23 protein-coding genes are annotated in these 24,252 nt (G+C 33.0%); 17 read left to right on the forward strand and 6 right to left on the reverse strand.

What is annotated here, in order from left to right:
• Positions 1–166: 166 nt before the first annotated feature.
• The 5 genes from SCB73_RS04230 to hpt all read right to left on the reverse strand — a co-directional run bounded on the left by SCB73_RS04230 (position 167) and on the right by hpt (position 6,317).
• Positions 167–2,311 carry a S46 family peptidase gene (locus tag SCB73_RS04230; protein WP_320568876.1) on the reverse strand — a complete coding sequence of 715 codons (2,145 nt, stop codon included), beginning with the start codon at positions 2,309–2,311 and terminating at the stop codon, positions 167–169.
• 239 nt (positions 2,312–2,550) lie between these two features.
• The gene (gene obgE, locus SCB73_RS04235; protein ID WP_263522099.1) at positions 2,551–3,552 is read right to left on the reverse strand and encodes a GTPase ObgE; all 1,002 of its coding nucleotides are present in this window, start codon (positions 3,550–3,552) and stop codon (positions 2,551–2,553) included.
• A gap of 143 nt (positions 3,553–3,695) precedes the next feature.
• Complete coding sequence (locus SCB73_RS04240; protein ID WP_320568877.1) at positions 3,696–4,970, reverse strand: hemolysin family protein; 1,275 nt, start codon at positions 4,968–4,970, stop codon at positions 3,696–3,698.
• 169 nt (positions 4,971–5,139) lie between these two features.
• The gene (locus SCB73_RS04245) at positions 5,140–5,712 is read right to left on the reverse strand and encodes an adenylate kinase (protein WP_132989092.1); all 573 of its coding nucleotides are present in this window, start codon (positions 5,710–5,712) and stop codon (positions 5,140–5,142) included.
• A gap of 74 nt (positions 5,713–5,786) precedes the next feature.
• A complete protein-coding gene (gene hpt / locus SCB73_RS04250; protein ID WP_320568878.1) occupies positions 5,787–6,317 on the reverse strand; it encodes a hypoxanthine phosphoribosyltransferase in 531 nt (176 codons plus the stop codon).
• Between the two features lie 165 nt (positions 6,318–6,482).
• On the opposite strand from hpt, the gene SCB73_RS04255 reads away from it, so the two are divergent.
• The 11 genes from SCB73_RS04255 (at position 6,483) to SCB73_RS04305 (ending at position 18,166) form a co-directional block, all read left to right on the forward strand.
• Positions 6,483–7,754, forward strand: a complete 1,272-nt coding sequence (locus SCB73_RS04255) for a PQQ-dependent sugar dehydrogenase (protein WP_320568879.1) — start codon at positions 6,483–6,485, stop codon at positions 7,752–7,754.
• 219 nt (positions 7,755–7,973) lie between these two features.
• Positions 7,974–10,076, forward strand: a complete 2,103-nt coding sequence (locus tag SCB73_RS04260) for a TonB-dependent receptor (protein WP_320568880.1) — start codon at positions 7,974–7,976, stop codon at positions 10,074–10,076.
• 23 nt (positions 10,077–10,099) lie between these two features.
• A complete protein-coding gene (locus SCB73_RS04265) occupies positions 10,100–10,651 on the forward strand; it encodes a hypothetical protein (RefSeq protein WP_320568881.1) in 552 nt (183 codons plus the stop codon).
• 247 nt (positions 10,652–10,898) lie between these two features.
• Positions 10,899–12,053 carry a 5-(carboxyamino)imidazole ribonucleotide synthase gene (locus tag SCB73_RS04270; protein ID WP_320568882.1) on the forward strand — a complete coding sequence of 385 codons (1,155 nt, stop codon included), beginning with the start codon at positions 10,899–10,901 and terminating at the stop codon, positions 12,051–12,053.
• A gap of 74 nt (positions 12,054–12,127) precedes the next feature.
• Positions 12,128–13,459, forward strand: a complete 1,332-nt coding sequence (locus SCB73_RS04275; protein ID WP_320568883.1) for an AAA family ATPase — start codon at positions 12,128–12,130, stop codon at positions 13,457–13,459.
• Positions 13,431–14,054 (forward strand): hypothetical protein, encoded by a 624-nt coding sequence (locus SCB73_RS04280; protein ID WP_320568884.1) that lies wholly within the window; start codon positions 13,431–13,433, stop codon positions 14,052–14,054. The genes SCB73_RS04275 and SCB73_RS04280 overlap by 29 nt, the downstream gene beginning before the upstream one ends.
• 75 nt (positions 14,055–14,129) lie before the next feature.
• Positions 14,130–14,612: a 5-(carboxyamino)imidazole ribonucleotide mutase gene (purE, locus tag SCB73_RS04285; protein ID WP_111285019.1), complete on the forward strand. Its 483-nt coding sequence runs from the start codon at positions 14,130–14,132 to the stop codon at positions 14,610–14,612.
• Between the two features lie 165 nt (positions 14,613–14,777).
• Positions 14,778–15,005 (forward strand): hypothetical protein, encoded by a 228-nt coding sequence (locus tag SCB73_RS04290; protein WP_184165664.1) that lies wholly within the window; start codon positions 14,778–14,780, stop codon positions 15,003–15,005.
• The gene (locus SCB73_RS04295) at positions 15,005–15,238 is read left to right on the forward strand and encodes a type II toxin-antitoxin system RelE/ParE family toxin (protein ID WP_320568885.1); all 234 of its coding nucleotides are present in this window, start codon (positions 15,005–15,007) and stop codon (positions 15,236–15,238) included. The genes SCB73_RS04290 and SCB73_RS04295 overlap by 1 nt, the downstream gene beginning before the upstream one ends.
• An 89-nt stretch (positions 15,239–15,327) precedes the next feature.
• Positions 15,328–17,355 carry a M3 family metallopeptidase gene (locus SCB73_RS04300; RefSeq protein ID WP_320568886.1) on the forward strand — a complete coding sequence of 676 codons (2,028 nt, stop codon included), beginning with the start codon at positions 15,328–15,330 and terminating at the stop codon, positions 17,353–17,355.
• 151 nt (positions 17,356–17,506) lie between these two features.
• Positions 17,507–18,166 carry a SanA/YdcF family protein gene (locus SCB73_RS04305; protein ID WP_320568887.1) on the forward strand — a complete coding sequence of 220 codons (660 nt, stop codon included), beginning with the start codon at positions 17,507–17,509 and terminating at the stop codon, positions 18,164–18,166.
• A 195-nt stretch (positions 18,167–18,361) separates the two neighbouring features.
• On the opposite strand, the gene SCB73_RS04310 is transcribed toward SCB73_RS04305, so the two are convergent.
• A complete protein-coding gene (locus SCB73_RS04310) occupies positions 18,362–19,624 on the reverse strand; it encodes a cation:proton antiporter (RefSeq protein WP_320568888.1) in 1,263 nt (420 codons plus the stop codon).
• 196 nt (positions 19,625–19,820) lie between these two features.
• Here SCB73_RS04310 and SCB73_RS04315 point away from each other — a divergent pair, with 196 nt between their 5' ends.
• From SCB73_RS04315 to SCB73_RS04340, 6 genes are all read left to right on the forward strand, one after another.
• Positions 19,821–20,324, forward strand: a complete 504-nt coding sequence (locus SCB73_RS04315; RefSeq protein ID WP_320568889.1) for a GbsR/MarR family transcriptional regulator — start codon at positions 19,821–19,823, stop codon at positions 20,322–20,324.
• Between the two features lie 56 nt (positions 20,325–20,380).
• Positions 20,381–20,740, forward strand: a complete 360-nt coding sequence (locus SCB73_RS04320; RefSeq protein WP_320568890.1) for a hypothetical protein — start codon at positions 20,381–20,383, stop codon at positions 20,738–20,740.
• A gap of 27 nt (positions 20,741–20,767) precedes the next feature.
• Positions 20,768–21,508, forward strand: a complete 741-nt coding sequence (locus SCB73_RS04325; RefSeq protein WP_320568891.1) for a YqjF family protein — start codon at positions 20,768–20,770, stop codon at positions 21,506–21,508.
• A gap of 27 nt (positions 21,509–21,535) precedes the next feature.
• Positions 21,536–22,357, forward strand: a complete 822-nt coding sequence (locus SCB73_RS04330) for a thiol-disulfide oxidoreductase DCC family protein (protein WP_320568892.1) — start codon at positions 21,536–21,538, stop codon at positions 22,355–22,357.
• A gap of 107 nt (positions 22,358–22,464) precedes the next feature.
• Positions 22,465–23,376 carry a TIGR01777 family oxidoreductase gene (locus tag SCB73_RS04335; protein WP_320568893.1) on the forward strand — a complete coding sequence of 304 codons (912 nt, stop codon included), beginning with the start codon at positions 22,465–22,467 and terminating at the stop codon, positions 23,374–23,376.
• Between the two features lie 397 nt (positions 23,377–23,773).
• Complete coding sequence (locus SCB73_RS04340; RefSeq protein WP_320568894.1) at positions 23,774–24,223, forward strand: SRPBCC family protein; 450 nt, start codon at positions 23,774–23,776, stop codon at positions 24,221–24,223.
• Positions 24,224–24,252: the final 29 nt, after the last annotated feature.

Consider the following 24,252-nt stretch of genomic DNA (forward strand, 5'->3'; position numbering starts at 1 on the left):
AAAAAATATAAAATCTATCTTTTGTCAGTCTGAGCGAAGTCGAAGACCTGTTCCGGTTGGCAAGCCTTCGACTTCGCTCAGGATGACACACTCTTTCAAAATTAAAAACAATAAAAAACCCAACAACTTTAAAATTGTCAGGTTTAATTTTATAACTAAATTGAGATTATTTAGCAATCGTCAATTCATCAATGATATTTTTAGCTCCAGCGTATTTGTCGATAATCCAAAGCACATAACGAATATCAACGTTGATTGTTCTTTGTAATTTAGAATCAAAAATAACGTCTCCAGCCATTGCTTCGATGTTTCCGTCAAAAGCAATTCCGATTAATTCTCCTTTTCCGTTCAGAACTGGTGAACCAGAATTTCCTCCTGTAATATCATTATCAGTCAAAAAGTTTACTGGCATGTAACCTGCTTTATCAGCATATTGTCCAAAATCTTTTGCTTTGTTCAATTCTAATAAACGAGCTGGCAAGTCAAATTCCTGATCTCCGGCTTTGTATTTTTTAACCATACTAGCCATATCCGTATAATTGTTGATTTTTGCATCATTGCGAGGATCTGCAGGCAATGCGCGAACTTTTCCGTAAGTCAATCTCAAAGTCGAGTTAGCATCTGGATATTTGATAGCATTTAATTTTGATTCTCTTAAACCTTCAACAAGTTTTCTATAAGCAATTGCGAAACCATCGTCAGCTTTTGCTTGATCATCGGTTTTTGCACGGTATTTTGTCATTAAATCGTTAGAAATAATATACAAAGGATCATGTACAATTGCCAATGGTTTTGGATCAGCTAAAAATGCCAATACTTTTTCTTTAGTTGTGAAGTAACTAATTTCAGTTGCTTTTGCTACATCTGCAGTAAAATCACCATTATTAGCGGTTTTCATTTTTACTATTTCTGGAGCAAGTCCATATTCATCAGCTTTTGAAGCGTATAAATTCAATTGTGCAGTTAAAACATCTTTTTCTAATGGAGCATAAAAATCTCCATATATAGTTTCAACCATTGCATTTATTTTAGGAAGCATTTCTGCTTTTTTAGCATCATTTTCTTTGTAGTAAGCAATTAATGCATTTCCTAAATTAGCTGGTGCAGTTGCATAAGCAGAAGTACGTAAAAGCTGTGTCAAATAATTATCGTGACGTGCTTTTAAGTTGGTTTCTCTATAGTAATCGTTGATCGTCGGAATTACATTCTCGTATTTATCTTTATTAGCCGGTTTGCTTGCCCACTCATAAAATTTATCTTCTTGTTCTGCTTTTGCATCAGCTGTTCCAGCTTTTGTTAAAGCGTCGATCATTCCTTGACGGTTTTTCCAGTAGTTTGCAGTCGAAGCATATTTAGAAGCGTAGTTTAAACGAACAGTCGCATCTTTATCCATATACTTTTTCATGACATCCATTCCGGTTTTTGCACCTTCAACCCAAGCAGGATAAGCGTATTTCACGTTTTGCTCAATTCCTCCAGCTGGCATCCAACGGTTTGTTCTTCCTGGATATCCTAGAATCATGGCAAAATCATTTTCTTTTACGCCTTTAATGCTTACTGGCAAATAGTGTTTTGGCTGTAATGGCACATTATCTTTTGAGTAAGCTGCAGGATTTCCGTCTTTATCAGCATAAACTCTGAACATTGAGAAATCACCCGTTTGACGAGGCCACTCCCAGTTGTCAGTATCTCCACCAAATTTACCAACGCTTTCTGGCGGTGTTCCTACCAAACGAACGTCTGTGTAATCTTGGTAAACAAAATAGTAATATTCATTTCCTTGAAAGAAAGGACGAACAGAAACCGTATATTTTCCGTTTTCGCTGTTTTCTTTTTCAATCAAAGCGATTTCTTGTTGAATGATTTTGTTTCTTTCCGTCTCTGTCATTTGATCGTTTACTTTTGACAAAATTCTTTTAGAAACATCATCCATACGAACGAAGAAACGTACATACAAAGATTTTGGTTTCATCTCCTGACTACGATCTTTTGCCCAAAAACCATCTTTTAAATAGTTTTGCTCCGCTGATGAAAGTTCAGCAATTGCACTATACCCGCAGTGGTGATTTGTAAGCACCAAACCAGTATTTGAAACAATTTCTGCCGTACAGCCTCCATTAAACTGAACAATTGCATCTTTTAAACTGTGATGATTAATACTGTAGATTTCTTCGGCAGTTAATTGAAGTCCCATTTTCTCCATATCTCTATGGTTCAATCTTTCGATAAACATCAAAAACCACATTCCTTCATCGGCTCTTACTGGAAAAGCCATTAAGGACATGGTCAAGAATAAAACTATTTTTTTCATGTTAATTTATTTAAGTGATGCGAATATAGCTCATATTTACAATTATTCCACTCAAAACAAATTCAAAATTGCACATGTTTTCGATTTTTTAGCCTTTTATTAAGAATTTAACATTGTTTTTAAAAAAGAAAGGCGTTCTAAAAATAGAACACCTTTCTTTTTTAAAAGTTACTAAGCTGCTAAGTTTCTAAGAGTCTAAGTTTTTTTCTTTGAACTTAAAATCTTAGAAACTCAGAATTTTATTCATTAAGCATTTTCCAAAGTCTGTCTTTTAAATCGGTCAGACCTTGTTGCGCAACAGACGAAATAAACATATATGGAACACCTTTGAAAGAAACATCTAATTCGGCTTTTAATTCAGCCTTCAATTCGTCATCCAGCATATCGCATTTTGAAATCACCACAAGACGTTCTTTGTCCAACATTTCAGGATTGTATTTGGTCAATTCGTTAACCAAAATATCATATTCTGCTTTAATATCTGCCGTATCAACAGGAATTAAAAACAATAAAGTCGAATTACGCTCAATATGGCGCAAGAAATAATGACCAAGACCTTTTCCTTCTGCAGCGCCTTCGATAATTCCTGGAATATCGGCAATTACAAAAGATTGGAAATCTCTGTACGCAACGATTCCTAAATTTGGTTTTAAAGTCGTAAACGGATAATCAGCAATTTTAGGTTTTGCCGAAGTTAGCACAGACAATAAAGTAGATTTCCCAGCATTTGGAAAACCAACTAAACCAACATCTGCCAAAACTTTAAGTTCTAGAATCACATCCATTTCTACACCAAGTAAACCTGGTTGTGCATAACGAGGTGTTTGGTTTGTCGAACTTCTAAAATGCCAGTTTCCTAAACCTCCCTTTCCTCCTTTTGCAAGGATTCTTTTTTCTCCGTCTTCCGTAATTTCAAAAAGCGTTTCACCAGTTTCTTTGTCTTTTACAACAGTTCCCAGTGGCACTTCAATAATTTTATCTTCTCCGTCTGCACCTGTGCTTCTATCAGAACCTCCATCACCACCGTGACCCGCTTTGATGTGACGTGCAAACTTTAAATGAAATAATGTCCAGAGTCCTTTATTTCCAACCAAATACACATGTCCTCCACGGCCACCGTCTCCACCGTCTGGACCACCTTTTTCAATAAATTTCTCTCTATGTAAATGCGTAGAACCTTTCCCTCCTTTTCCGGATGAAACATATATCTTAACGTAATCTACAAAATTTCCTTCTGTCATTTTTCTGAATTTCAGATTTTAGATTTTAGATTTTAGATTTCTCTAACTTCTATTTCTAAATTCTATTTTATTTATTTTTCAGTTGCAGTCACACTTTTCAGTACCAAACTGAGACTGAAAACCGAGACTGAAAACTATTTTATCTATTCTTTTAATGCTCTTACAAGCACTTTATCAATCTTAACGCCATCCATGTCGATGACTTCAAGAACGAATTTTTGCCAAACTAACTTTTCGCCTTCTTTTGGAATATGGGAAAGCTCGGTCATAATCATACCACTTACGGTGTTTACTTCGTAATCGTTGGTTAATTCGTCCAACTCAAAATAGGTTAAGAAATCGTGCAACGAATAATGTCCGTCAACCAGCCATGTTCCATCTTCTCTTTCTATAAGCTGGAATTCGTCTTTGTAAAATTCTGATGCATCTCCCACCAAGGCTTCCAAAATATCATTCAACGTAATCATACCTTGAAAAACGCCATATTCATCAGAAACCAATGCATAATGCACACCTGTTTTTTTGAAATTTTCCAACGCTTTATAAGCCGTCGTTTGTTCCATCAAATAAGGTGCTTCGTACATTATTGAAGCCAGATCGAAATTATCATTTTCAATATGGGCAAAAATATTTTTTAGCGTTACAACCCCAACAATATCATCGTAATTATCATTGTAAACCGGATAAACGGCATGCAAATCCTGAACAACCAATTCTTTGATTTTAGCCTTGTCAGCATTTAAAGGCAACATATCTACTGATTTTCGGTGCGTCATTAATGAACTTACTTTTCGATCTCCAATGTGAAAAACACGTTCCACAATATCTTGTTCGATTTCTTGAACTTCACCAACTTCGGTTCCTTCTTTAATGATGGCTTTAATTTCTTCTTCCGTAACTTTTCCGTCAGCGGTTGGTTTTATTTGAAAAATATTCAATAAAAAATCGGTCGAAGTCGTTAAAAGCCAAATGAAAGGTGCCGTGATAATCGAAATGATTTTCATTGGCATTGCCACCATTTTTGCAATTGATTCTGGATAATTTAATCCAATTCGTTTTGGAAGCAATTCTCCCAAAACCAATGAGAAAAAAGTCAGTACTACAACTACAATTCCTACTGCAATTGAATGTGCATATGGCTTTAAAACTGCAAATCCACCAACAAATCCTTCTACGTCTAATGTAATTTTATCACCACTATAAATACCAGTCAAAATCCCAATCAAAGTAATTCCGATTTGAACTGTCGATAAAAACTTATTTGGAGAATTCGCCAAGTCGAGCGCTGTTTTGGCGCTTTTATTTCCTTTTTTCGCGGCGGTTTCCAGTCTGTTTTTCCTTGCCGAAATCAGTGCAATTTCAGACATAGAGAACACTCCGTTTAATAGTATTAGAAAAAATATTATTAGTATTTCCAATGTTTAGTAGATTCGTTATTTGTTTGGTTCGCTGTGTTGTTCAAATATTCTTGATTTTGGCTGTTTTCTAAAAAACTAATTTTTCTAAACAAAAAACTGCATCCAGTGGAAGCTCGTTTCATGCTTAGAAAAATAGCTTTTAGGAATCCCGACAGCCGTCGAGAATTTTCTACAAATTATCTATAACTGATGTTAATCTTTCTGTAATTTGTTCAATAGTTCCAATACCATCTACGGCATAAAACTTACCTTGTTCTTTATAGTATCCAATAAGAGGAGCTGTTTTCTCATTGTATTCTTGATATCTTACACGAATTTTTTCTTCGTCTTGATCATCAGCTCTTCCGCTTGTTTTTCCTCTTTCCAACAAACGTTTTACCAAAATTTCGTCATCAGCTTCTAAAGCGATTGTTGCTGTTACGCTAGATCCGATTGTTGGCAAAAATTTATCTAAAGCTTGAGCTTGATCTAAAGTTCTTGGATATCCGTCGAACAAAAATCCTGCGCTTTCTGGGTGTTTTTTTACTTCATCGATTAACATTGCAGTTGTTACTTCGCAAGGAACCAATTCTCCATTGTCCATAAAAACTCTTGCTTTTTTTCCTAGTTCAGTATCATTTTTTAAATTGAAACGAAAAATATCTCCTGTTGAAAGGTGCGTTAAATTGTATTTTTCTTTTAAAAATTCTGCCTGAGTTCCTTTTCCTGCTCCAGGCTTTCCAAATAAAACAATGTTAATCATAATGAATGTGCGTGTTGTGACTTCTGTATTTTTAGAAGTTTAAAATGAATATTTAGTTGTGTTTGTTTTTTTTATTATTCTGCTAATTTGTAAACTTCGGTAAGGTTTCTTCCTAAACCGTCGTAGTCTAATCCGTAACCGACAATAAATTTATTCGGGATTCTGATTCCGATATAATCTATTTTCATGTCTTTTTTATACGCTTCAGGCTTAAAGAACAATGTCGCCACTTTAAAATGTTTTACATTTTGCGCTTTAAACAAATGCTTTAATTCTTCGATTGTATTTCCGGTATCGACAATATCCTCAATAATGACAACAGTTCTGCCTGACAAATCCTGATTAATTCCGATTAATTCTTTAACCGAATTTGTAGTTTCTGTACCTTCATACGAAGCCATTTTGATGAATGAAACCTCGCACGGTTTTTTATACTTTTTCAAAAAATCGGAAACAACCATAAAGGCCCCGTTCAAAACTCCAATAAAAATTGGCGTATCGTCTCCAAAATCATCTTCTACTTGAGCCACTAATTTAGTTAAAGCAAAATCAATTTCTTTAGCCGAAATAAACGGAACAAATTGTTTATCGTGAAGTTGTATCATTATTTTTAAATTTAAAATAATGGACAAAGATACAGAATTACAACTTAACTGTAAATATCAAAATAAACTGTCTGAGCATTTTTAAACACTTTAAGCACATCTTTTCGAAAAAAGACTTTTTTATTTTAGTAAATTGTAGCCTTCTAAACTTTAAAACGAACCGCAATGAAAACCACAATACAAATCTTTTCAGCTTTTTTGATCCTTACCGCATGTCACGGACAAGTTAGTAAAGAAGAAAAAGAAGCACTTTCAAAACAACCTGCAAATGTTGTAAAAACTGCTATTGGCAACATTACCTTGCCACCGCCATATGCAACAGAATCAAAAACAAAAAACAGTAAAGTTTTAGGCTGGCCAGAAGGAAAAACACCAATTGCGCCCGAAGGTTTTACGGTTACAAAATTTGCTGACGGTTTTAGCAATCCGCGTTGGAGTTATATCGGCCCAAACAATGACATTTTTGTTGTTGAAAGCGGCACAAGAACAAGCAAAAACCAAATTATCATTTTGCGTGACAATGATAAAGACGGAAAATATGAAACTCGCGAAGTTTTTATTTCTGGTTTAAACAGACCTTTAGGAATGCTGATCCTTAAAGACTTTTTTTATATTGCCAATACTGACGGTCTTTACCGTTATCCTTATAAAAATGCCCCTTTAAAATTAGAAACTCAGGGAACTAAAATTGTTGAACTTCCTGCTGGCGGATACAACAATCACTGGACAAGAAGTTTGCTCGCAAATCCTGAAGGAACAAAAATTTATATTGGGGTGGGTTCTGGAAGCAATGTTGGAGAAAACGGAATGGATAAAGAAATTCGCCGTGCAGCAATTTTAGAAATCAACCCTGATGGAACTGACGAAAAAATTTATGCTGACGGACTTAGAAATCCAATGGGAATGGATTGGAATCCGGCCAACACAAAAGAACTTTGGACTGCCGTAAATGAAAGGGATGAACTTGGCGACGACTTGGTTCCAGATTATATTACAAGTGTAAAAAGAGGCGGTTTTTACGGATGGCCGTATTCATATTTTGGAAGCATTCCTGATCCTAGATTGAAAGGCGAACGAAAAGATTTGGTCAAAAAAGCAATTGTTCCCGATGTTCCGGTTGGTCCGCACACTGCTTCTTTAGGATTAGCTTTTTATACAAAAGACGCTTTCCCTGCAAAATATAAAAATGGTGCTTTTGTAGGTCAGCATGGTTCTTGGAACCGTTCTAATATTTCAGGTTACAAAGTTTTATTTGTTCCTTTTAAAGATGGAAAACCTTCAGGAAAACCAGAAGACTTTTTAATCGGTTTTATTTCAAATGATGAAAAAGCAGAAGTTTATGGGCGTCCAGTTGCAGTAACTGTTATGAACGACGGATCGCTTTTGGTAAATGATGATAGTGGCAATACGCTTTGGAAGGTTACTGCCAATAAGTAAAAATCCAATTTTTTAAATTCCAAATTCCAATTTAAACAGATAGAATTCCAAATTTCACGGTTTTTTGTCATTTCGAGGAACGAGAAATCTCCACAAGAAGCTCTACAAAGATTGGCGATTTTGATTGTGGAGTTACTCGCGAAGATTTCTCGTTCCTCGAAATGACAAGATTGGATTTAATCTTTACGGTTATTTTTTTCAAGTTCAACAAATCCTTTTATGATTTTAAAAAAATATTATTTTCTCTTTCTTATCGCAATTGTGTTTCAAAAAACTTTTGCACAAGAACAGAAAAGCAAACTTATTGATTCCGTAAAAACCCAAAAACTAAACGAAGTTTTAATAAGTCCGCTTCACATTAATTGGGATTTGCAGAATAGTCCTGCTTCTATTGGCATTTTATCTGAAAAAGAATTACTTCGAAATAACACTACAGATATTAGCAATGTCATCAATACAATTCCGGGTGTTTTTATGCAGTCATCAAATATTACCACAACCCGAATTTCGATTCGCGGCATTGGCGCGAGAACTCCTTACGGAACTAATAAAATCAGAGCATTTTATGGAACTATTCCTCTGACTTCTGGAAACAGTGAAACCGTTATCGATGATATTGATCTTCAAAATATCAATCAAGTTGAAGTCATAAAAGGACCGCTTTCGAGTATTTACGGTGAGGGATTGGGCGGAGCGATTTTGATTTCGCCGGAAACATTTAATAAAGGAAATTATCAAACTGAAATCAGCTCTGTTTTTGGATCTTTTGGATTATTGAAAAACAGAATTGGTTTTAATTTGAATGAAAAAAGTTCGTCTTTAAATCTGAGTTATCACAATTTAAAAACCGATGGTTGGCGCCAGAATAGTGCTTACAATCGCGAAGGAATTACGCTTGGTGGAGAATTATTTAGAAAGAAAAACAGCAAACTGACGTACTTTTCAAATTATACTTATTTAAAAGCATATATTCCGAGTTCGATTAACAAAACCACTTTCGAAAATAATCCACAGGCTGGTGCGCCTACTTGGGTCGCTTCAAAAGGTTTTAAAGAATATAAATCTACTTTGGCAGGATTGGCTTATGATTTTAAATTAAACGATCATCTTCAAAATTCGACTTCTGTTTTCATCAATTATAAAGACAGCAACGAACCGCGTCCTTTTGACATTTTGCGTCAATATACTTTTGCTTCTGGCGTGAGAAGTCAGTTTTCAGGAGATTTTAAAATCGGAAAAATCAACAATCAATTTATAGGCGGAATTGAATATTTTGCAGACAATTACAGTGGCAATACTTTTCAAAATCTTTATCAGCAAAATAATGGTAATGGAAGTTTACAAGGCGATCAACTTACGGCAACCAATCAGAAAAGGCATTTTTACAACATTTTTTCGCAAATCAGAACTTTGCTTTCTAACCGTTTTGAAATTCAGGCAGGATTAAATTACAACAAAACTAAATTTGAATTGCAGAATGATTTTCCCGCTTCCGCGAATAATCCGAAGGAAAAATATAGTTATGACGGCATTTTTTCGCCACAGCTTTCTTTTTTGTTTAAGCCAAATGAAATACGAACTTTTTACTTTTCTGCAAGTCGAGGATTTTCTCTTCCCGCAACCGAAGAAACTTTAACTGCAACAGGAAACATCAATTCTGACATTAAACCCGAAACAGGCTATAATTTTGAATTAGGAAGCAAACTTCATCTTTTCAGCAAAAAATTATATACTGAAATCGCGATTTACCGAATGGAAATTAAAGATTTATTAGTTGCAAAAAGAATCGGAGATGATCAATATGAAGGTGTAAATGCTGGAAAAACTTTTCATGAAGGAATCGAAATTGCTTTAAAACACAATTGGACAATCAATCGAATTTTCAATCTGAATTCTTATGTTGGAGCTTCCATCGGAAATTATGAATTCAAAGAATTTGTCGATAACGGAAATGATTATTCCGGCAACAAATTAACCGGAGTTCCAGCCAATACTGCCAGCGCAGGTTTTAATTTGAATACGAATTCAGGTTTCTATTTTTCAGCCGATTTCCAATTCACAGATAAAATTCCGATGAACGATTCTAATGCCAATTTTTCAGATTCTTATTCTCTTTTGAATTTAAAAACGGGTTATCAATTTGAGATTTTATCGGGTTTAAAAGCACATTTGGATACAGGAATAAATAATGTCACAAATGAAAAATATGCTTCAATGATTTTGACCAATGCAACGGGAATTGGAACTGCGCAACCAAGATTTTATTATCCCGGCCTACCTATAAATTATTACGGAATTATCTCATTAAATTACTTATTTTAGCATTGTATTAAACATTAAAAACAATGCTTTCCGAACTGCAGAAAAAACTAGACTATGTAAATGCTTACAGAGAAAACCGTCTTAAAATGGCGCAGGATGTTTTAGAAAATCCTTCACTTTTTAGTGAATTGGTTTCGATTTGCTTTTCGCCCGAAGACAAAAACAATCACAAAGCCTGCTGGATTTTAGAATTTGTTTCGTATGAAGAATTGCATTGGCTCCAGCCTCATCTTGATTTTTTCTGTTCAAATCTGAAAGTTTTAAAAGATGAAAGCTCCATGCGTCCGATTGCAAAAGTTGTTCAGCTTTTAGTAAAATCGCACTACAAGAAAAATGAAAACAGCATAAACCTTTCCGAAGAAAACCTTCAAGATTGCATCGAAGCTTCTTTCGACTGGCTGATTAACGACACCAAAGTTGCCACAAAAGCCTATTCTATTAGAACTTTATACATTTTAGGAAATCACTACGACTGGATTCATCCCGAACTAAAAGTCATAATTGATAAAGATTTCGGAGATCACTCGCCTGCCTACAAAGCCGTCGCAAAAGAAGTTTTAAAAAAAATAAAATAGGTTTGTTTGCCACAGATTAAAAGGATTAGAAAGATTATTTTAGCCACTAATTACACGAATTTTCACGAATTCTTTTTTTTAAAATTCAACCGAAAAAATTTGTGGTAATTCGTGAAATTCGTGGCAACCGAAAACCACACAGAGAAAAATCATTTTTAATCCTTTTAATCTGTGGCAAAAACTAGAAAACAACGAAATTTTGGTTGAAAAAAGATTAAAAAGTATCTTTGCAAAAACACAACACAAAATGAATTATTTTTCTTCTGATTTTAAATTAGGAATATTAGGTGGCGGACAATTAGGTAAAATGCTTTTGTTCGACACTAGAAAATTTGACATACAAACTTACGTTCTAGATCCAAGCGACGAAGCGCCGAGTAAAATTGCCTGCAACAAGTTTTTTCAAGGCGATTTAATGGATTATGAGACAGTTTATAATTTCGGGAAACAAGTCGATGTTTTGACTTTCGAAATCGAATTGGTAAACCTTGAAGCTTTAACGCAATTGGAAAACGAAGGTTTAAAAATATATCCGTCTCCAAAAACCTTAAAAGGAATTCAGAATAAAGGTGTTCAAAAAGAATTTTACGCTAAAAATAATATCCCAACCGCACCTTTCGAAAGATTTGAAAATTTAGATAAATTAAAAACTGCTGTCACATCGAGCGGAGTCGAGATGCCGTTTGTGTGGAAATGCACCGAATTTGGTTATGACGGAAACGGAGTAAAAATAGTTCGTCAAGCATCAGATTTAGATACCTTGCCAAATGTAGAATGCATTGCCGAAACTATGGTTCCGTTCAAAAACGAATTGGCGGTAATTGTGGTTAGAAATCCATCGGGAGAAATGAAAACCTATCCGGTAGTCGAAATGGAATTTCACCCAGAAGCCAACCAAGTAGAATACGTAATCTGCCCAGCAAGAATTGACGATAAAGTAGCCGAAAAAGCCAGAGCAATTGCTTTGCAGGTTTCGGAGAATTTCAATCACGTTGGTCTTTTAGCCGTTGAAATGTTCCAGACTCAGGACGACGAAATTTTAGTAAACGAAGTTGCTCCTCGCCCACACAATTCTGGACATTATTCTATTGAAGCTAGTTATACTTCACAATTCGAGAATCATTTACGTGCTATTTTAGATCTTCCATTAGGAAACACAGACAGTAAAGTTGCCGGAATTATGGTAAATTTAGTTGGTGCCGAAGGTCATTCTGGAAACGTGGTTTATGAAAACATAGAAACCATTTTAGGATGGAATGGCGTTACACCACATATTTACGGAAAAAAACAAACGCGCCCGTTCAGAAAAATGGGTCACGTGACAATCGTAAATGAAGATATGGCTGAAGCTAGAAGAATTGCACAGGAAGTGAAGAATACGATTAAAGTTATTAGTGAATAGTAATTAGTGATCAGTCACAGTTTACAGTATAAAATCGCAAGCGTTTTTTAATTAGCTTTGTAAAAATTCAATACATGAAAATTTCAAAATTACATATCGATCAGTTTAGACATTTAGAAAATCTAGAGTTTGATTTTACTTATCCTGAAGATTTCCATATTGAAGAAAAAAGAGGAAAACCATTAGATAAAATATGTTTCATTGGACAAAGTGCTACTGGAAAAACTGGTTTATTGGAATTAATTAAAGATCAGCATACAGTAGTAAATAACATTATTATTAATGGAATTACTTTCACTTATAAAAAAGATATTCCAAAATCAACAAAAACATTTGCTTCTTTTGATATAAGTGATAATATACTTGAAGTTAAAAATGATAAATTAAATTTCAATGAAAAAAAATTTCACTATGTTGATGCTGGTGGAACTTTTTCAAATTTATTAAATGATCACGAAAAAAAACATATCTACTATTTTAAAGCTAATTTAATTTCTGAGAAAAACATTGAACTTTTCACAAAAAATCCAATAGACATTTTTGAAAAATATCCCAAATTAGACAACAGATACAACATCGATAATTACTTTTCAAAGGAAGAACCTATCATTTTTGATGATAATATTGATGATGATTTATGGTTAGTTTTCTTAAAAGAAATTCTAGAATATAGAAAAAAATTTAATCAAAAAATGTCTGAACTTATTCATAAAGGATTACTTGCAAATGCTAAAAAATTAAGCTCAGAATTTGATAAATGGCAAAAAGACAACCCAAATAAGGTAGAAATTTTTGCAGAAAAATTCAATCCACTTTTAGAAAAGTTAAATTTAGAAGTTGATAAAGTTAATACTGAATACACAATACCTATAATCAATAAAAGAACCGAAGAAATAATTCCTATACAACAAACAAGTACCGGAACGAAAGGGCTTTTATTATCCTTTTTACCTCTCTACAAATTAGACACAAAAGATTCAATAATCCTAATTGACGAACCTGAACGATCTTTGTACCCAGATATGCAAATGGAACTAATGGATCACTATAAAAACCTTGCGCCAGAAGCACAATTTATTGTCGCTACACATTCTCCTTTTATCGCAGCTTCATTTGAACCAGAAGAAAGGTTTATTTTACATTTTGATAATGAAGGTAAGGTTGCTGTTCGCAGAGGTATTTCTCCGATTGGAGATGACCCAAATGATATGCTTTTTAATGATTTCGGTGTAAACTATTATAATGATGATGTACAAGAAAAGTTTAAAGAATATCTAGAATTATTAGATAAAGTAAAATCTGAAAACAATAAAGAGTTAAAGAAAAAATATCTTTTAGAAGCTTCTAAATTAGGCAATCAGTACAATTTTATTTTAGATGAAAAAAATAAAGAAAGACTCCAATAATTCTAAAGTCGTTACTGATAATTTACAGTACAATTGTAAAAAGGGAGCAAATAATAGTTTATTAGGCTCTATTCTTCTAAAAGAACAAAAAAGTTTCTGTGCATATTCAGAAGAATTTATTGATCCAATCAGTGACGCTAATGACATCGAACATTTTAATCCAGATTTAAAATGTTCAGATGATGATTCATATTCAAATTGGTTTAAAGTTAAAACCAGAGTTAACTTTCGAAAAAGAATAAAAGAATTACAATTTAAAAGAGACAACATCTCTTTTAATGATATTTTACAACCTAGTGAAAATGATTTTGAAGAAAAACTAAAATATATCGTTGGCGAATATCGTTTTGAAGAAAGTTCAGACATTAAAGTTAAAAACTTTATAGATTTTTTAGAATTAAACATTCCTGAAAAAATTGAACAGAGACGTAATTACATAATTAGAAAAAGAAAAGAAATAGAGAAATTTGGAGTTTCACCTGAAGACTTTTTTTCTATACTTATTGAAGACGATATAACGCAAATATCATATTTAAGAGCAATTCAAGAAGAATTTGAAATTGATATTTGGAATATGATTCCAGAAATAGAATAATCATTCCATTCACATTTTTCAGTTTACAAAAACTTGAAACTTTAAACCTGAAACAAAACACAACAAACAAAAAACATGAGCAAAGTAGCTATTATAATGGGAAGCATCTCAGACATGCCAGTAATGCAGGATGCAATCGACATATTAAAACAATTTAATGTAGAAGTTGAAGTAGATATCGTTTCGGCACACAGAACGCCGGAGAAATTATTCGATTTCAGTAAAAATGCACATACGCGCGGTATTTCGGTAATTATTGCCGGTGCGGGCGGTGCTGCACATTTACCGGGAATGGTAGCTTCAATGTCTCCGCTTCCTGTAATTGGAGTTCCGGTAAAATCAAGTAATTCTATTGATGGATGGGATTCAGTATTATCGATTTTGCAAATGCCGGGTGGTGTTCCTGTTGCAACTGTAGCTTTAAACGGAGCAAAAAATGCTGGAATTTTAGCCGCTCAAATCATCGGAAGCCACGACAAAAAAGTTTTAGATACTATTATTTCTTATAAAGAAGAATTGAAAGCGGCGGTTAATAAAGCGGCTGAAAGTCTCAAATAGTCATCAGTCTCAGTTTTCAGTCACAGCAAGCACAGAGGAACACAAAATTTTGTGAATCTCTGTGTTTTTTTCTTTGCGAGTCTTTGCGAAATCAACTACTCCAAGAATTAACTAATCCTTATAAAAATTTCTAAAAGAAAAACTTAACTTTGAGAAAAAAGCAAAATGAACATTCAAACTTCTAAAATAGAGCTCGCTAAAATAGTTTTAGACATTGAAAATCCCGATTTAATTCAGGAAATTGTCGAGTTCATTCAATCTAAAGAAAGTCTTTCAGAAGAACAAAAAAGTAAAATAAATGAGGCGATTTATTCTTTGGATAACAATGAAGGAATTTCTCATGATGTTGTTATGGAAGAAACCAAAAATCGTTATTCAAAATACTTTAAATAATGAATGTAATTTGGTCTACACAAGCTAAACAAGACTTTTGGAACAACATCGATTATTTGGAAGCCGAATGGTCTGAAAAAGTTGCTCAAAATTTCATTGAAAAAGTAAATACCACAATTGCGCTTTTAAAAAATGACAATGTTTTATTTCTCAAAACAAATTATAAAAACGTTTATAAAATTGTCATCACCAAACACATTTCACTTTATTACCGTATCGAAACACTAATTTAGAATTGCTTCGTTTTTGGAATACTTTTCAGGATACGAAGAAATTCAAATTATGATTCCTTAATTTTATATTTTTAAAAAGCATAAATAATATGAGCGTTTTAACACAATACTTCAATACAAAACACAACACAGCGCCTTTTTCGCAGATAAAAATCGAAGATTATGTTCCGGCTTTTCAGGAAGGAATAGCTTTGGCGAAAGCCGAAATTGATGCAATTGTAAATAATCCGGAAGCGCCGACTTTTGAAAACACCATTGTAGCAATGGACTATTCGGGCGATATTTTGGATCGTCTTTCGAGTGTTTTCTTCAATCTGAATTCAGCTGAAACGAATGACGAAATGCAGAAAATTGCTCAGGAAGTTTCTCCTTGGCTTTCAGAATTCGGAAACGACATTCGTTTGAATGCGGATTTATTTGCGAAAGTAAAAGCGGTTTATGATCAAAAAGAAAGTTTGAACCTCAACCCGGAACAAACTACTTTATTGGATAAAAAATACAAAAGCTTTTCAAGAAACGGAGCTAATCTTCCAGAAGAAAAGAAAAACCAACTAAGAGAAATTGACAAAGAATTATCGAAATTGAGCTTGCAGTTTGGCGAAAATGTTTTGGCAGAAACCAATAATTTCGAATTGCATTTGACTGATGAAAAAGATTTATCAGGTTTACCAGAAGGCACAATCGAAGCGGCAAGATTATTAGCGAAAAATCAGGAAAAAGAAGGCTGGATTTTCACTTTAGATCATCCTAGTTATGTTCCGTTTTTGACTTATGCTGACAATCGCGAACTGCGTAAAAAAATGGCAATTGCTTTTGGTGCAAAAGGTTTCCAAAAGAACGAATTCAACAACGAAGAAAATGTTCTGAAAATTGCCAAACTTCGTCATGAAAGAGCCAATTTATTAGGTTATAAAACACACGCTCATTTTGTTTTGGAAGAAAGAATGGCCGAAAGTCCAGAAAAAGTTTTCTCTTTTCTGAATGATTTATTAGCAAAAGCAAAACCGGCAGCGCAAAAAGAGTTTGCTGAATTGACTGCTTTCGCGAAAGAACTGGACGGAATCGAACAGTTAGAAAAATGGGATGGTGCTTATTATTCTGAAAAATTAAAACAACAGCTTTTTAATTTAGATGATGAAAAACTGAAACCGTATTTTCAATTAGAAAAAGTTTTAGACGGAGCCTTTACAGTTGCCAAAAAATTATATGGTTTAACTTTTACTGAAGTTTTTGATATCGATAAATATCATGAAGAAGTTACAACTTACGAAGTAAAAGATGCAAACGGAAATTTAGTTTCAATTTTCTACGCTGATTTCTTCCCAAGAAAAGGAAAAAGAAACGGCGCATGGATGACTTCATTCAAATCGCAATATGTAAAAGACGGCGTGAACGAAAGACCGCACATTTCGAACGTTTGCAATTTTACAAAACCTACTGAAACAAAACCTTCATTATTGACTTTTAATGAAGTAACGACTTTATTTCACGAATTTGGTCACGGATTGCACGGAATGTTAGCAAACACAGTTTATCCGAGTTTATCAGGAACTTCTGTTTACTGGGATTTTGTAGAATTACCTAGTCAGATTATGGAAAACTGGTGTTATGAGCCGGAAGCTTTGGCTTTGTTTGCGAATCATTACGAAACGGGAGAAATCATTCCGATTGAGTATGTTCAAAAAATTAAAGAAAGTGCAAGTTTTCAGGAAGGATTAGCAACTTTACGCCAATTAAGTTTCGGATTATTAGATATGGCTTGGCACGGACAAGATCCAACTAATATTACAGACTTAAAAGCTTTCGAAACGGAACAATTTGCTAACACGCAATTATATCCTGATGTAAAAGAAAATGCGATGAGTACAGCGTTTTCTCATATTTTCCAAGGAGGATATTCTTCTGGATATTACAGCTACAAATGGGCAGAAGTTTTAGATGCTGATGCTTTTGAATATTTCCATGAAAATGGAATCTTTAATGAAGAGATTGCGAAAAAATTCAAAGACAATGTACTTTCTAAAGGAGGAACAGAACATCCGATGACTTTATACAAACGTTTTAGAGGGCAAGAACCAAAACCGGAAGCTTTGTTGAAAAGAGCGGGATTATTGTAAAGATTCTAAGATTCTAAGATACTAAGATTCTAAGTTACTAAGCTTTTTAGAGAACCGAAATTTGAAACCGAAGCTCTTTTGCTTCGGTTTTTTATTTGATTTTACTTTAGTTATCTTCGTATTTTAAATCTTAATCTTACAAATACACGCCGTGAAAAAATATTTTAAAATAGCTCTTTATTTAGCAATTATTGGATTAATTGCTATTGTTTCTGTAAATTATTACGTGAAATCTTCGACTAAAAAGAACATTTATTATTCAATAAAAAAATTCCCTAAAAATGATGTCGGAATTATTTTTGGTGCAGGCATTAACGGAAATCAGCCAAGCAAATATTTAAAAGATCGCCTGGACGCCGGAATTATGCTTTGGAAAGCAAAACGCATCAATAAAATTTTACTTTCGGGAGATAACGGTCGAGATGAATATGATGAATTAACGGTTATGAAAAACTACTGTTATAATCATGGTGTTGATACAACCAAAATCTTTATCGATTACGCGGGATTTGATACGTATTCAACAATGTATCGCGCGAAACATATTTTCAAGATTAAAAAAGCGACTTTAATTTCGCAGGAATATCATTTAAACCGAGCAATTTATATTGGTCAAAAACTCGGAGTTAAATCTTCTGGTTATTCCGCTAATAATGGAGAATATTTGGGATATAATTATGTTTGTTTCAGAGAATATATTTCTGTCTTTAAAGCTTTTTTTGATGTGCTAAGAAATCGCGAACCTCGTTTTTTAGGGACTAAAATTGATATTAATGGTTCTTCTAATTTTTCTAAAGATGATAAACGATAAAACTATTGAAAAAACATTTCGCTCCGCTGGAGCTCTTTGATAGTTGAAAACTGAATTTGCTATAAATATTCTGCTCCGCTGGAGCAATCTAATAAAAATGGGCTGTCTCAAAAAGTGAGTTAGCCCATTTTTTAATTTAAAGATTTTGCATCTCTATTTATTCTATTTTCTTTGTTCTTGCTTCTATATTCTCTTCTACTCTTTCTCCAAAACTCTATTCGCTAACTTCCCAACCGTCAATCCTTGAACTACAATCGAAAATAAAACGACAATGTAAGTCACTTCCAAAAGCAGGTTTTTATATTCGCCTTCAGGCATAGAAAGCACTAAAGCAATTGAAACTCCACCACGAATTCCGCCCCAAACCAAAACCATTAATGAACCTTTATTGTAAGCCGATTTGATTCCGAAAAACTTAAAGATATCGAAGAATTTCCACGGTAAAACAATTGAAGTCAATCTTGAAAACAGCACAATAAAAATGGCAACAATACCTGTCAATAACTGTTTGTCTAAATTTGGAAGCAATAACAATTCGAAACCTATAAATAAGAATAAAACGGCATTCAGGATTTCATCGATAAGTTCCCAAAACTTGCCAAGATAATCTTTAGTCACTTCACTCATGGCAACTTTTTTACCATAATTTCCAATTATCAATCCGGCAACAACCATCGCTAGCGGACTCGAAACATGTAATGCTTGGGCGACCAAAAATCCTCCTGTCACAATAGAAAGAGTGATTAAAACTGAAACTTTATAATCATCGATTTTTTTCATGACTCTTGAAGCCGTAAATCCGAAAACCGCTCCTAATAAAAGTCCGCCAATTCCTTCTTTAACAAACAACCAACTAATTGAACCAAAAGTAGTATCAAATGTTGGGTCGGTTGCCATTTTTAGAACCACTGCAAACATTACAACTGCAACTCCATCATTAAATAAAGATTCACCAACAATTTTAGTTTCTATTCTTTTAGGAACTTTGGCTTCTTTTAAAACTCCTAAAACCACAATTGGATCGGTTGGAGAAATTAAGGTTCCAAAAACCAAACAAAATATATAAGGAATTGTAATTCCTAGAAGCGGTGCGATATAATAAAGTAAAACAGAAATAATTAAAGCTGATAAAACGACACTTACTGTCGAATAAATCATGATAGGAACTTTTTGTTCTTTCAAATCAAACATGTTTACGTGCAAAGCTCCTGCGAATAAAAGAAAGTTCAACATCGCTCCCATTAGGATTTCGTCGAAATCAAATTCTTTTATCAAATCAAAAAAATGCTTTGTCGTTGCTGGAAAATAAGAATCTCCTAAAAGACGAATTCCGACTGAAACCAGCATTGCAATAATCATGATTCCGATAGTTCCCGGAAGTTTCAAAAATCTTAAATTCAAATAGGCGAAGAAAGATGCTAATACAATCAGCACCGAAAATGTGTAGTATAATTCCATAAAATGTGATTTTTACAAAAATAGCCGCATCATTATTTAATCGGAAATTCAGGGGTTCAATTAACATAACTTTACAATTCGTTAAATAAGTTTCATTTATTTTTGAAAGTTTAAAAACTTTTACTTACATTTGATCCATGACAATGAGCATTCATGCGATTTGCATTTGACCATTGAAAAACAATAAAATCAACAAATGAAATTCAAAGAAGCAAAAAATAAGTTTGTACAAACTTGGGGAGCATTAGGTTCTCAGTGGGGAATTAATAAAACGATGGCACAAATCCACGCTTTATTAATGGTCTCAAACGAGGCTGTTTCTATGGAAGACATTATGGAAGAATTGCAGATTTCGCGCGGAAATGCCAGCATGAACCTAAGAGCTTTAATGGACTGGGGAATTGTCTATAAAGAATATAAAGCCGGAGAAAGAAAAGAATTCTTTACTGCCGAAAAAGATTTAGACGAATTAGCAGCAAAAATATCCAGAGAAAGAAGTAAAAGAGAAATCAAACCTGCACTTAAAATCTTAAAAGAAGTTTCGACTATTGAAGCTAAAGATTCTGCAGAAGAAAAACACTTTGTGGATCAAACCACTAAGCTTTATGATTTCGTTTTAAAAGCAGATAATATGTTAGATAAAATAACTGAATTCAATGAAAACTGGTTAGGGAAATTGGTCATCAAAATGATGAAATAAAAAAATTTAATTAAAACTTTCATTTTTTTCTGAAAGTTTAAAAACAACAAACAGTTATGAAAACACTTAAAAAAATCAACAAAATTGCATTGATTACAACATTGATTCTCTTCCTCACTGTATATCTTGGAATGTTGGCGCAAATCCCTTTGGGAATCATTCAGGTAATTTCAGCTATTTATTTAACAGTCAAAATGTATCATAAATCAGATTATGCTAAAAGAAACTTATCAATTTATTGGATTGTAACAATTTCTGAACTTGTTTTATTTTATGTACAACATAACTATTTTCCAACTTCAAATGATGCAATAGAATGGTCTTTAATGGTAGTTTTCCCTATGTCAATTGCAATTTATTTCTATGTAATAATGAGAAAAATAGTTTCAGAATATGAACTCAGCCGAGAATTCTGAATTAATAATCTATAAAAAAGCACACCAATGAACTTCTTAAAAGCAGAATGGAAAAATTTAGCCCTTTTCAATTATGAAATTGATGCTGAAATTTTAGAAAAATACCTTCCTGCAGGAACTGAAATTGATATTTGGAACAACAAATGTTATGTCAGTCTAGTTGGGTTTATGTTTAAAAACACCAAAGTTTTAGGATTGAAAGTTCCGTTTCATGTCCATTTTGAAGAAGTGAATTTGAGATTTTACGTAAAGCGTTTCGAAAATGGTGAATGGAAACGCGGTGTAGTTTTCATTAAAGAAATTGTTCCTAAAAAAGCCATCACTTTTATTGCAAATACTTTGTATCAGGAACATTATGAAACTCAGAAAATGAGACATGAAATTCTTGAAAACGAAAACAACAATACTTTTATTTATCAATGGAAAAATGAAAAAGAATGGAATACAATTGAAATTGAAACCAAAAAAGATTTAAGTAAAATCGAAATTGATTCTGAAGCTGAATTCATTACAGAACATTATTTCGGATATACTAAAATTGATGAAGAAACTACTTTTGAATATGAAGTGACACACCCAAGATGGGAACAATTTGAAGTTTTAAATCACCGAATTGATATTGATTTCGAAAAAAATTATGGAAGCGATTTTGGATTCCTTCAAACTCAAAAACCGACTTCTATTTTCTTAGCTGAAGGCTCAAAAATCACGGTTAAAAACAAAAGAAAAATCGAGTTGATTCCTGTCGAAGAAGCTTTATACGCATAAAACTATTCATCTTTAAAACCAAAAATCATGAAAACGTTAGAAAACCAAACTTTACTTTATGATGAAGATTGTCCGCTTTGCAGTTTGTACACCACTGGATTTGTAAAAAGCGGCATGCTTGATGAAAACGGAAGAAAATCGTATTGCCAATTATCTAAAGAAGAGCAAAATTTTGTGGATTTAAAACGCGCTCCAAACGAAATTGCTTTGGTTGATAATAAAAGTAAAACCGTTACTTATGGAATTGATAGTTTGATAAAAGTCATTGGTTTTTCTTTCCCTGTAATTGAAAAAATTGCGACTATAAAACCAATTCATTTCATTCTGAAGAAAATGTACTCTTTTGTTTCTTATAACAGAAAAGTAATTATTCCTGGAAATATTAAAGAAGAAAACAAATTGCAATGCACTCCCGATTTCAATTATAAATACCGATTTCTGTTTATCGGATTTGCATTAGCTACAACAACTTTTATTCTTTTTGGTTATTCTAATTTAATTCCGAGTTTGCCAAAGAGCAATATTACAAGAGAAATCATTTTAGCTTTTGGACAAATTGTTTTTCAAAGTTTATTTCTGACGAAATTTGACAAGCAAACGATTCTTAATTACGCAGGAAATTTAATGACGGTTTCTTTGATGGGAAGTTTAATTTTATGTCCGATTTTGATTTTAAGCAGATTTGTTCTACTTCCGGAAATAATTATTTTAGGCTGGTTTGGAGTAACGGTTTTTATTATGTTTTTGGAACATTTTAGAAGAGTAAAAATTTTAAAACTTCCTTTTTACTTATCTTACACTTGGATTCTTTATAGAATTCTTGCTTTGATTTTAATTTTAAATATGTAAAAATGGTTTGCCACGAATTACACTAATTTCCACTAATTTTTCTAGCGTTTTGCTTAATATTAATTCGTGAAAATTCGTGCAATTCGTGGCTATAAAAACACACAACAATGAACAAACTCGTAATAGCTTCTGGAACTGGTTTTCTTGGACAAGTTTTAGTTAATCATTTCAAAAATAAATTTGAAGAGATTGTAATTCTGACTCGCGGAAAATCACAGACAATTTACGAAATAAAATATGTAAACTGGAACGCTAGAACTTTTTCGGGTTGGGAAAAGGAATTAGAGAATGCAACGGTTTTAATTAATCTTGCCGGAAAATCTGTTGACTGCCGTTATACCAAAAAGAATAAAAAAGAAATTCTTTGGTCAAGAATTGAAAGCACGCGAATTCTAAATAAAGCGGTTTTGAATTGCAAAAATCCGCCGAAACATTGGCTGAATTCATCAACCTCAACTATTTATCGTTTTTCTTTAGACAAACAAATGGATGAAATTAATGGCGAAATTGGAAATGACTTTTCTATAAATGTTGCTTTATCTTGGGAAAAAGCATTCTTTAAAATTGAAACTCCAAAGACTTTAAAAACGGCTTTGCGAACTTCTATTGTTTTAGGAAAAAACGGCGGCGCTTTAATTCCGTTAAAGACTTTGGCAAAAATTGGTTTTGGAGGAAAACAAGGGAACGGCAATCAGTTTATAAGCTGGATTCATGAAGAAGATTTTGCCAATGCGATTGATTTTATTCTTCAGAAAGAAATTACCGGTGCTATCAATATTGTTTCTCCAGAGCCAATTCGAAATCTTGATTTTATGGAAAAACTTCGAAAAGCTGTTGGTTTTCCTTTCGGAATTCCGATGAATAAATTCTTTCTGGAAATTGGATCTTTCTTTATTCGAACAGAAACTGAATTGGTTTTGAAAAGTCGAAATGTGATTCCGAAACGGCTTTTAGAAAATGGGTTTAGATTTAAGTTTGGAAATATTGATGAGGCTTTTAAAAATTTATTAAAGAAATGAAAATACAAAACATAGATTGGAGTTATTTTTTTAAACATTGGATCTTTACTTTGCTACTGGGCCCATTTGTCTCTCAAGTAATCTTGTTTCTTCCAATTTTTCATGAAATGCAAGTAATTAGCTTATTAGCAATTTATCCCGTTGTGTTTATCGTGAGTATAATCTTTTCGGTACCAACCTATATTGTTTATGCTTTTGTTTACTATTACTTTTCTGCTAAACATTTATCAATTTTATTTTCAAAAATCACTTTAATTTCAATTCCAATAATTGGAGTTTTTATAACTACTGATCTCTTAGATGGAAATTTATGGTTTTTCGTAGCTTGCTCGTATTCAATTTCATCAATTCTTTCTGGGTTATTTTTTAATTTGAATTTTCGAAATCACAAAGAATCATGACAACAATAAACCTCACAACAAAAATAAAAGCATCAAAACAAATCGTTTTTGATGCTTCAAGAAATATCGACCTTCATCAGCAATCGGCAAGTCCTACAAAAGAGAAAGCAATTGCTGGCGTAACATCTGGTTTGATAAATTTAGGCGAGACGGTAACCTGGCGCGGTAAACATTTCGGATTTTACATCACTCATAAAAGTCGGATAACAGTAATGAATTTTTATAATTATTTTGCGGATGAAATGGAGAAAGGGAAGTTCAAATCGTTTAAACATGAACATTTTTTTGAGGAAGAAAATGGTTTTACGATTATGAAAGATAAATTACAATATGAAACTACGTTTGGTATATTTGGAGAACTTTTTGATATTTTGTTTTTAGAAAAACATCTTACGAATTTCCTTTTGGAAAGAAATAAGGTTTTGAAAGAGGTTTCGGAAAATTAATAGTTAATAAAATTCTCTTTTGAAAATGA

Source organism: Flavobacterium sp. KACC 22761, assembly GCF_034058155.1.
Classification (GTDB): domain Bacteria; phylum Bacteroidota; class Bacteroidia; order Flavobacteriales; family Flavobacteriaceae; genus Flavobacterium.

Coding starts and splice junctions, on each gene's coding strand:
- SCB73_RS04230 (WP_320568876.1), bottom strand. CDS start 2,311: ATGAAAAAAATAGTTTTATTCTTGACCATGTCCTTAATGGCTTTTCCA.
- SCB73_RS04265 (WP_320568881.1), top strand. CDS start 10,100: ATGCTTTCCGAACTGCAGAAAAAACTAGACTATGTAAATGCTTACAGA.
- SCB73_RS04255 (WP_320568879.1), top strand. CDS start 6,483: ATGAAAACCACAATACAAATCTTTTCAGCTTTTTTGATCCTTACCGCA.
- obgE (WP_263522099.1), bottom strand. CDS start 3,552: ATGACAGAAGGAAATTTTGTAGATTACGTTAAGATATATGTTTCATCC.
- purE (WP_111285019.1), top strand. CDS start 14,130: ATGAGCAAAGTAGCTATTATAATGGGAAGCATCTCAGACATGCCAGTA.
- hpt (WP_320568878.1), bottom strand. CDS start 6,317: ATGATACAACTTCACGATAAACAATTTGTTCCGTTTATTTCGGCTAAA.
- SCB73_RS04330 (WP_320568892.1), top strand. CDS start 21,536: ATGAAAACGTTAGAAAACCAAACTTTACTTTATGATGAAGATTGTCCG.
- SCB73_RS04335 (WP_320568893.1), top strand. CDS start 22,465: ATGAACAAACTCGTAATAGCTTCTGGAACTGGTTTTCTTGGACAAGTT.
- SCB73_RS04320 (WP_320568890.1), top strand. CDS start 20,381: ATGAAAACACTTAAAAAAATCAACAAAATTGCATTGATTACAACATTG.
- SCB73_RS04245 (WP_132989092.1), bottom strand. CDS start 5,712: ATGATTAACATTGTTTTATTTGGAAAGCCTGGAGCAGGAAAAGGAACT.
- SCB73_RS04280 (WP_320568884.1), top strand. CDS start 13,431: ATGAAAAAAATAAAGAAAGACTCCAATAATTCTAAAGTCGTTACTGAT.
- SCB73_RS04325 (WP_320568891.1), top strand. CDS start 20,768: ATGAACTTCTTAAAAGCAGAATGGAAAAATTTAGCCCTTTTCAATTAT.
- SCB73_RS04260 (WP_320568880.1), top strand. CDS start 7,974: ATGATTTTAAAAAAATATTATTTTCTCTTTCTTATCGCAATTGTGTTT.
- SCB73_RS04275 (WP_320568883.1), top strand. CDS start 12,128: ATGAAAATTTCAAAATTACATATCGATCAGTTTAGACATTTAGAAAAT.
- SCB73_RS04295 (WP_320568885.1), top strand. CDS start 15,005: ATGAATGTAATTTGGTCTACACAAGCTAAACAAGACTTTTGGAACAAC.
- SCB73_RS04290 (WP_184165664.1), top strand. CDS start 14,778: ATGAACATTCAAACTTCTAAAATAGAGCTCGCTAAAATAGTTTTAGAC.
- SCB73_RS04300 (WP_320568886.1), top strand. CDS start 15,328: ATGAGCGTTTTAACACAATACTTCAATACAAAACACAACACAGCGCCT.
- SCB73_RS04315 (WP_320568889.1), top strand. CDS start 19,821: ATGAAATTCAAAGAAGCAAAAAATAAGTTTGTACAAACTTGGGGAGCA.
- SCB73_RS04340 (WP_320568894.1), top strand. CDS start 23,774: ATGACAACAATAAACCTCACAACAAAAATAAAAGCATCAAAACAAATC.
- SCB73_RS04270 (WP_320568882.1), top strand. CDS start 10,899: ATGAATTATTTTTCTTCTGATTTTAAATTAGGAATATTAGGTGGCGGA.
- SCB73_RS04310 (WP_320568888.1), bottom strand. CDS start 19,624: ATGGAATTATACTACACATTTTCGGTGCTGATTGTATTAGCATCTTTC.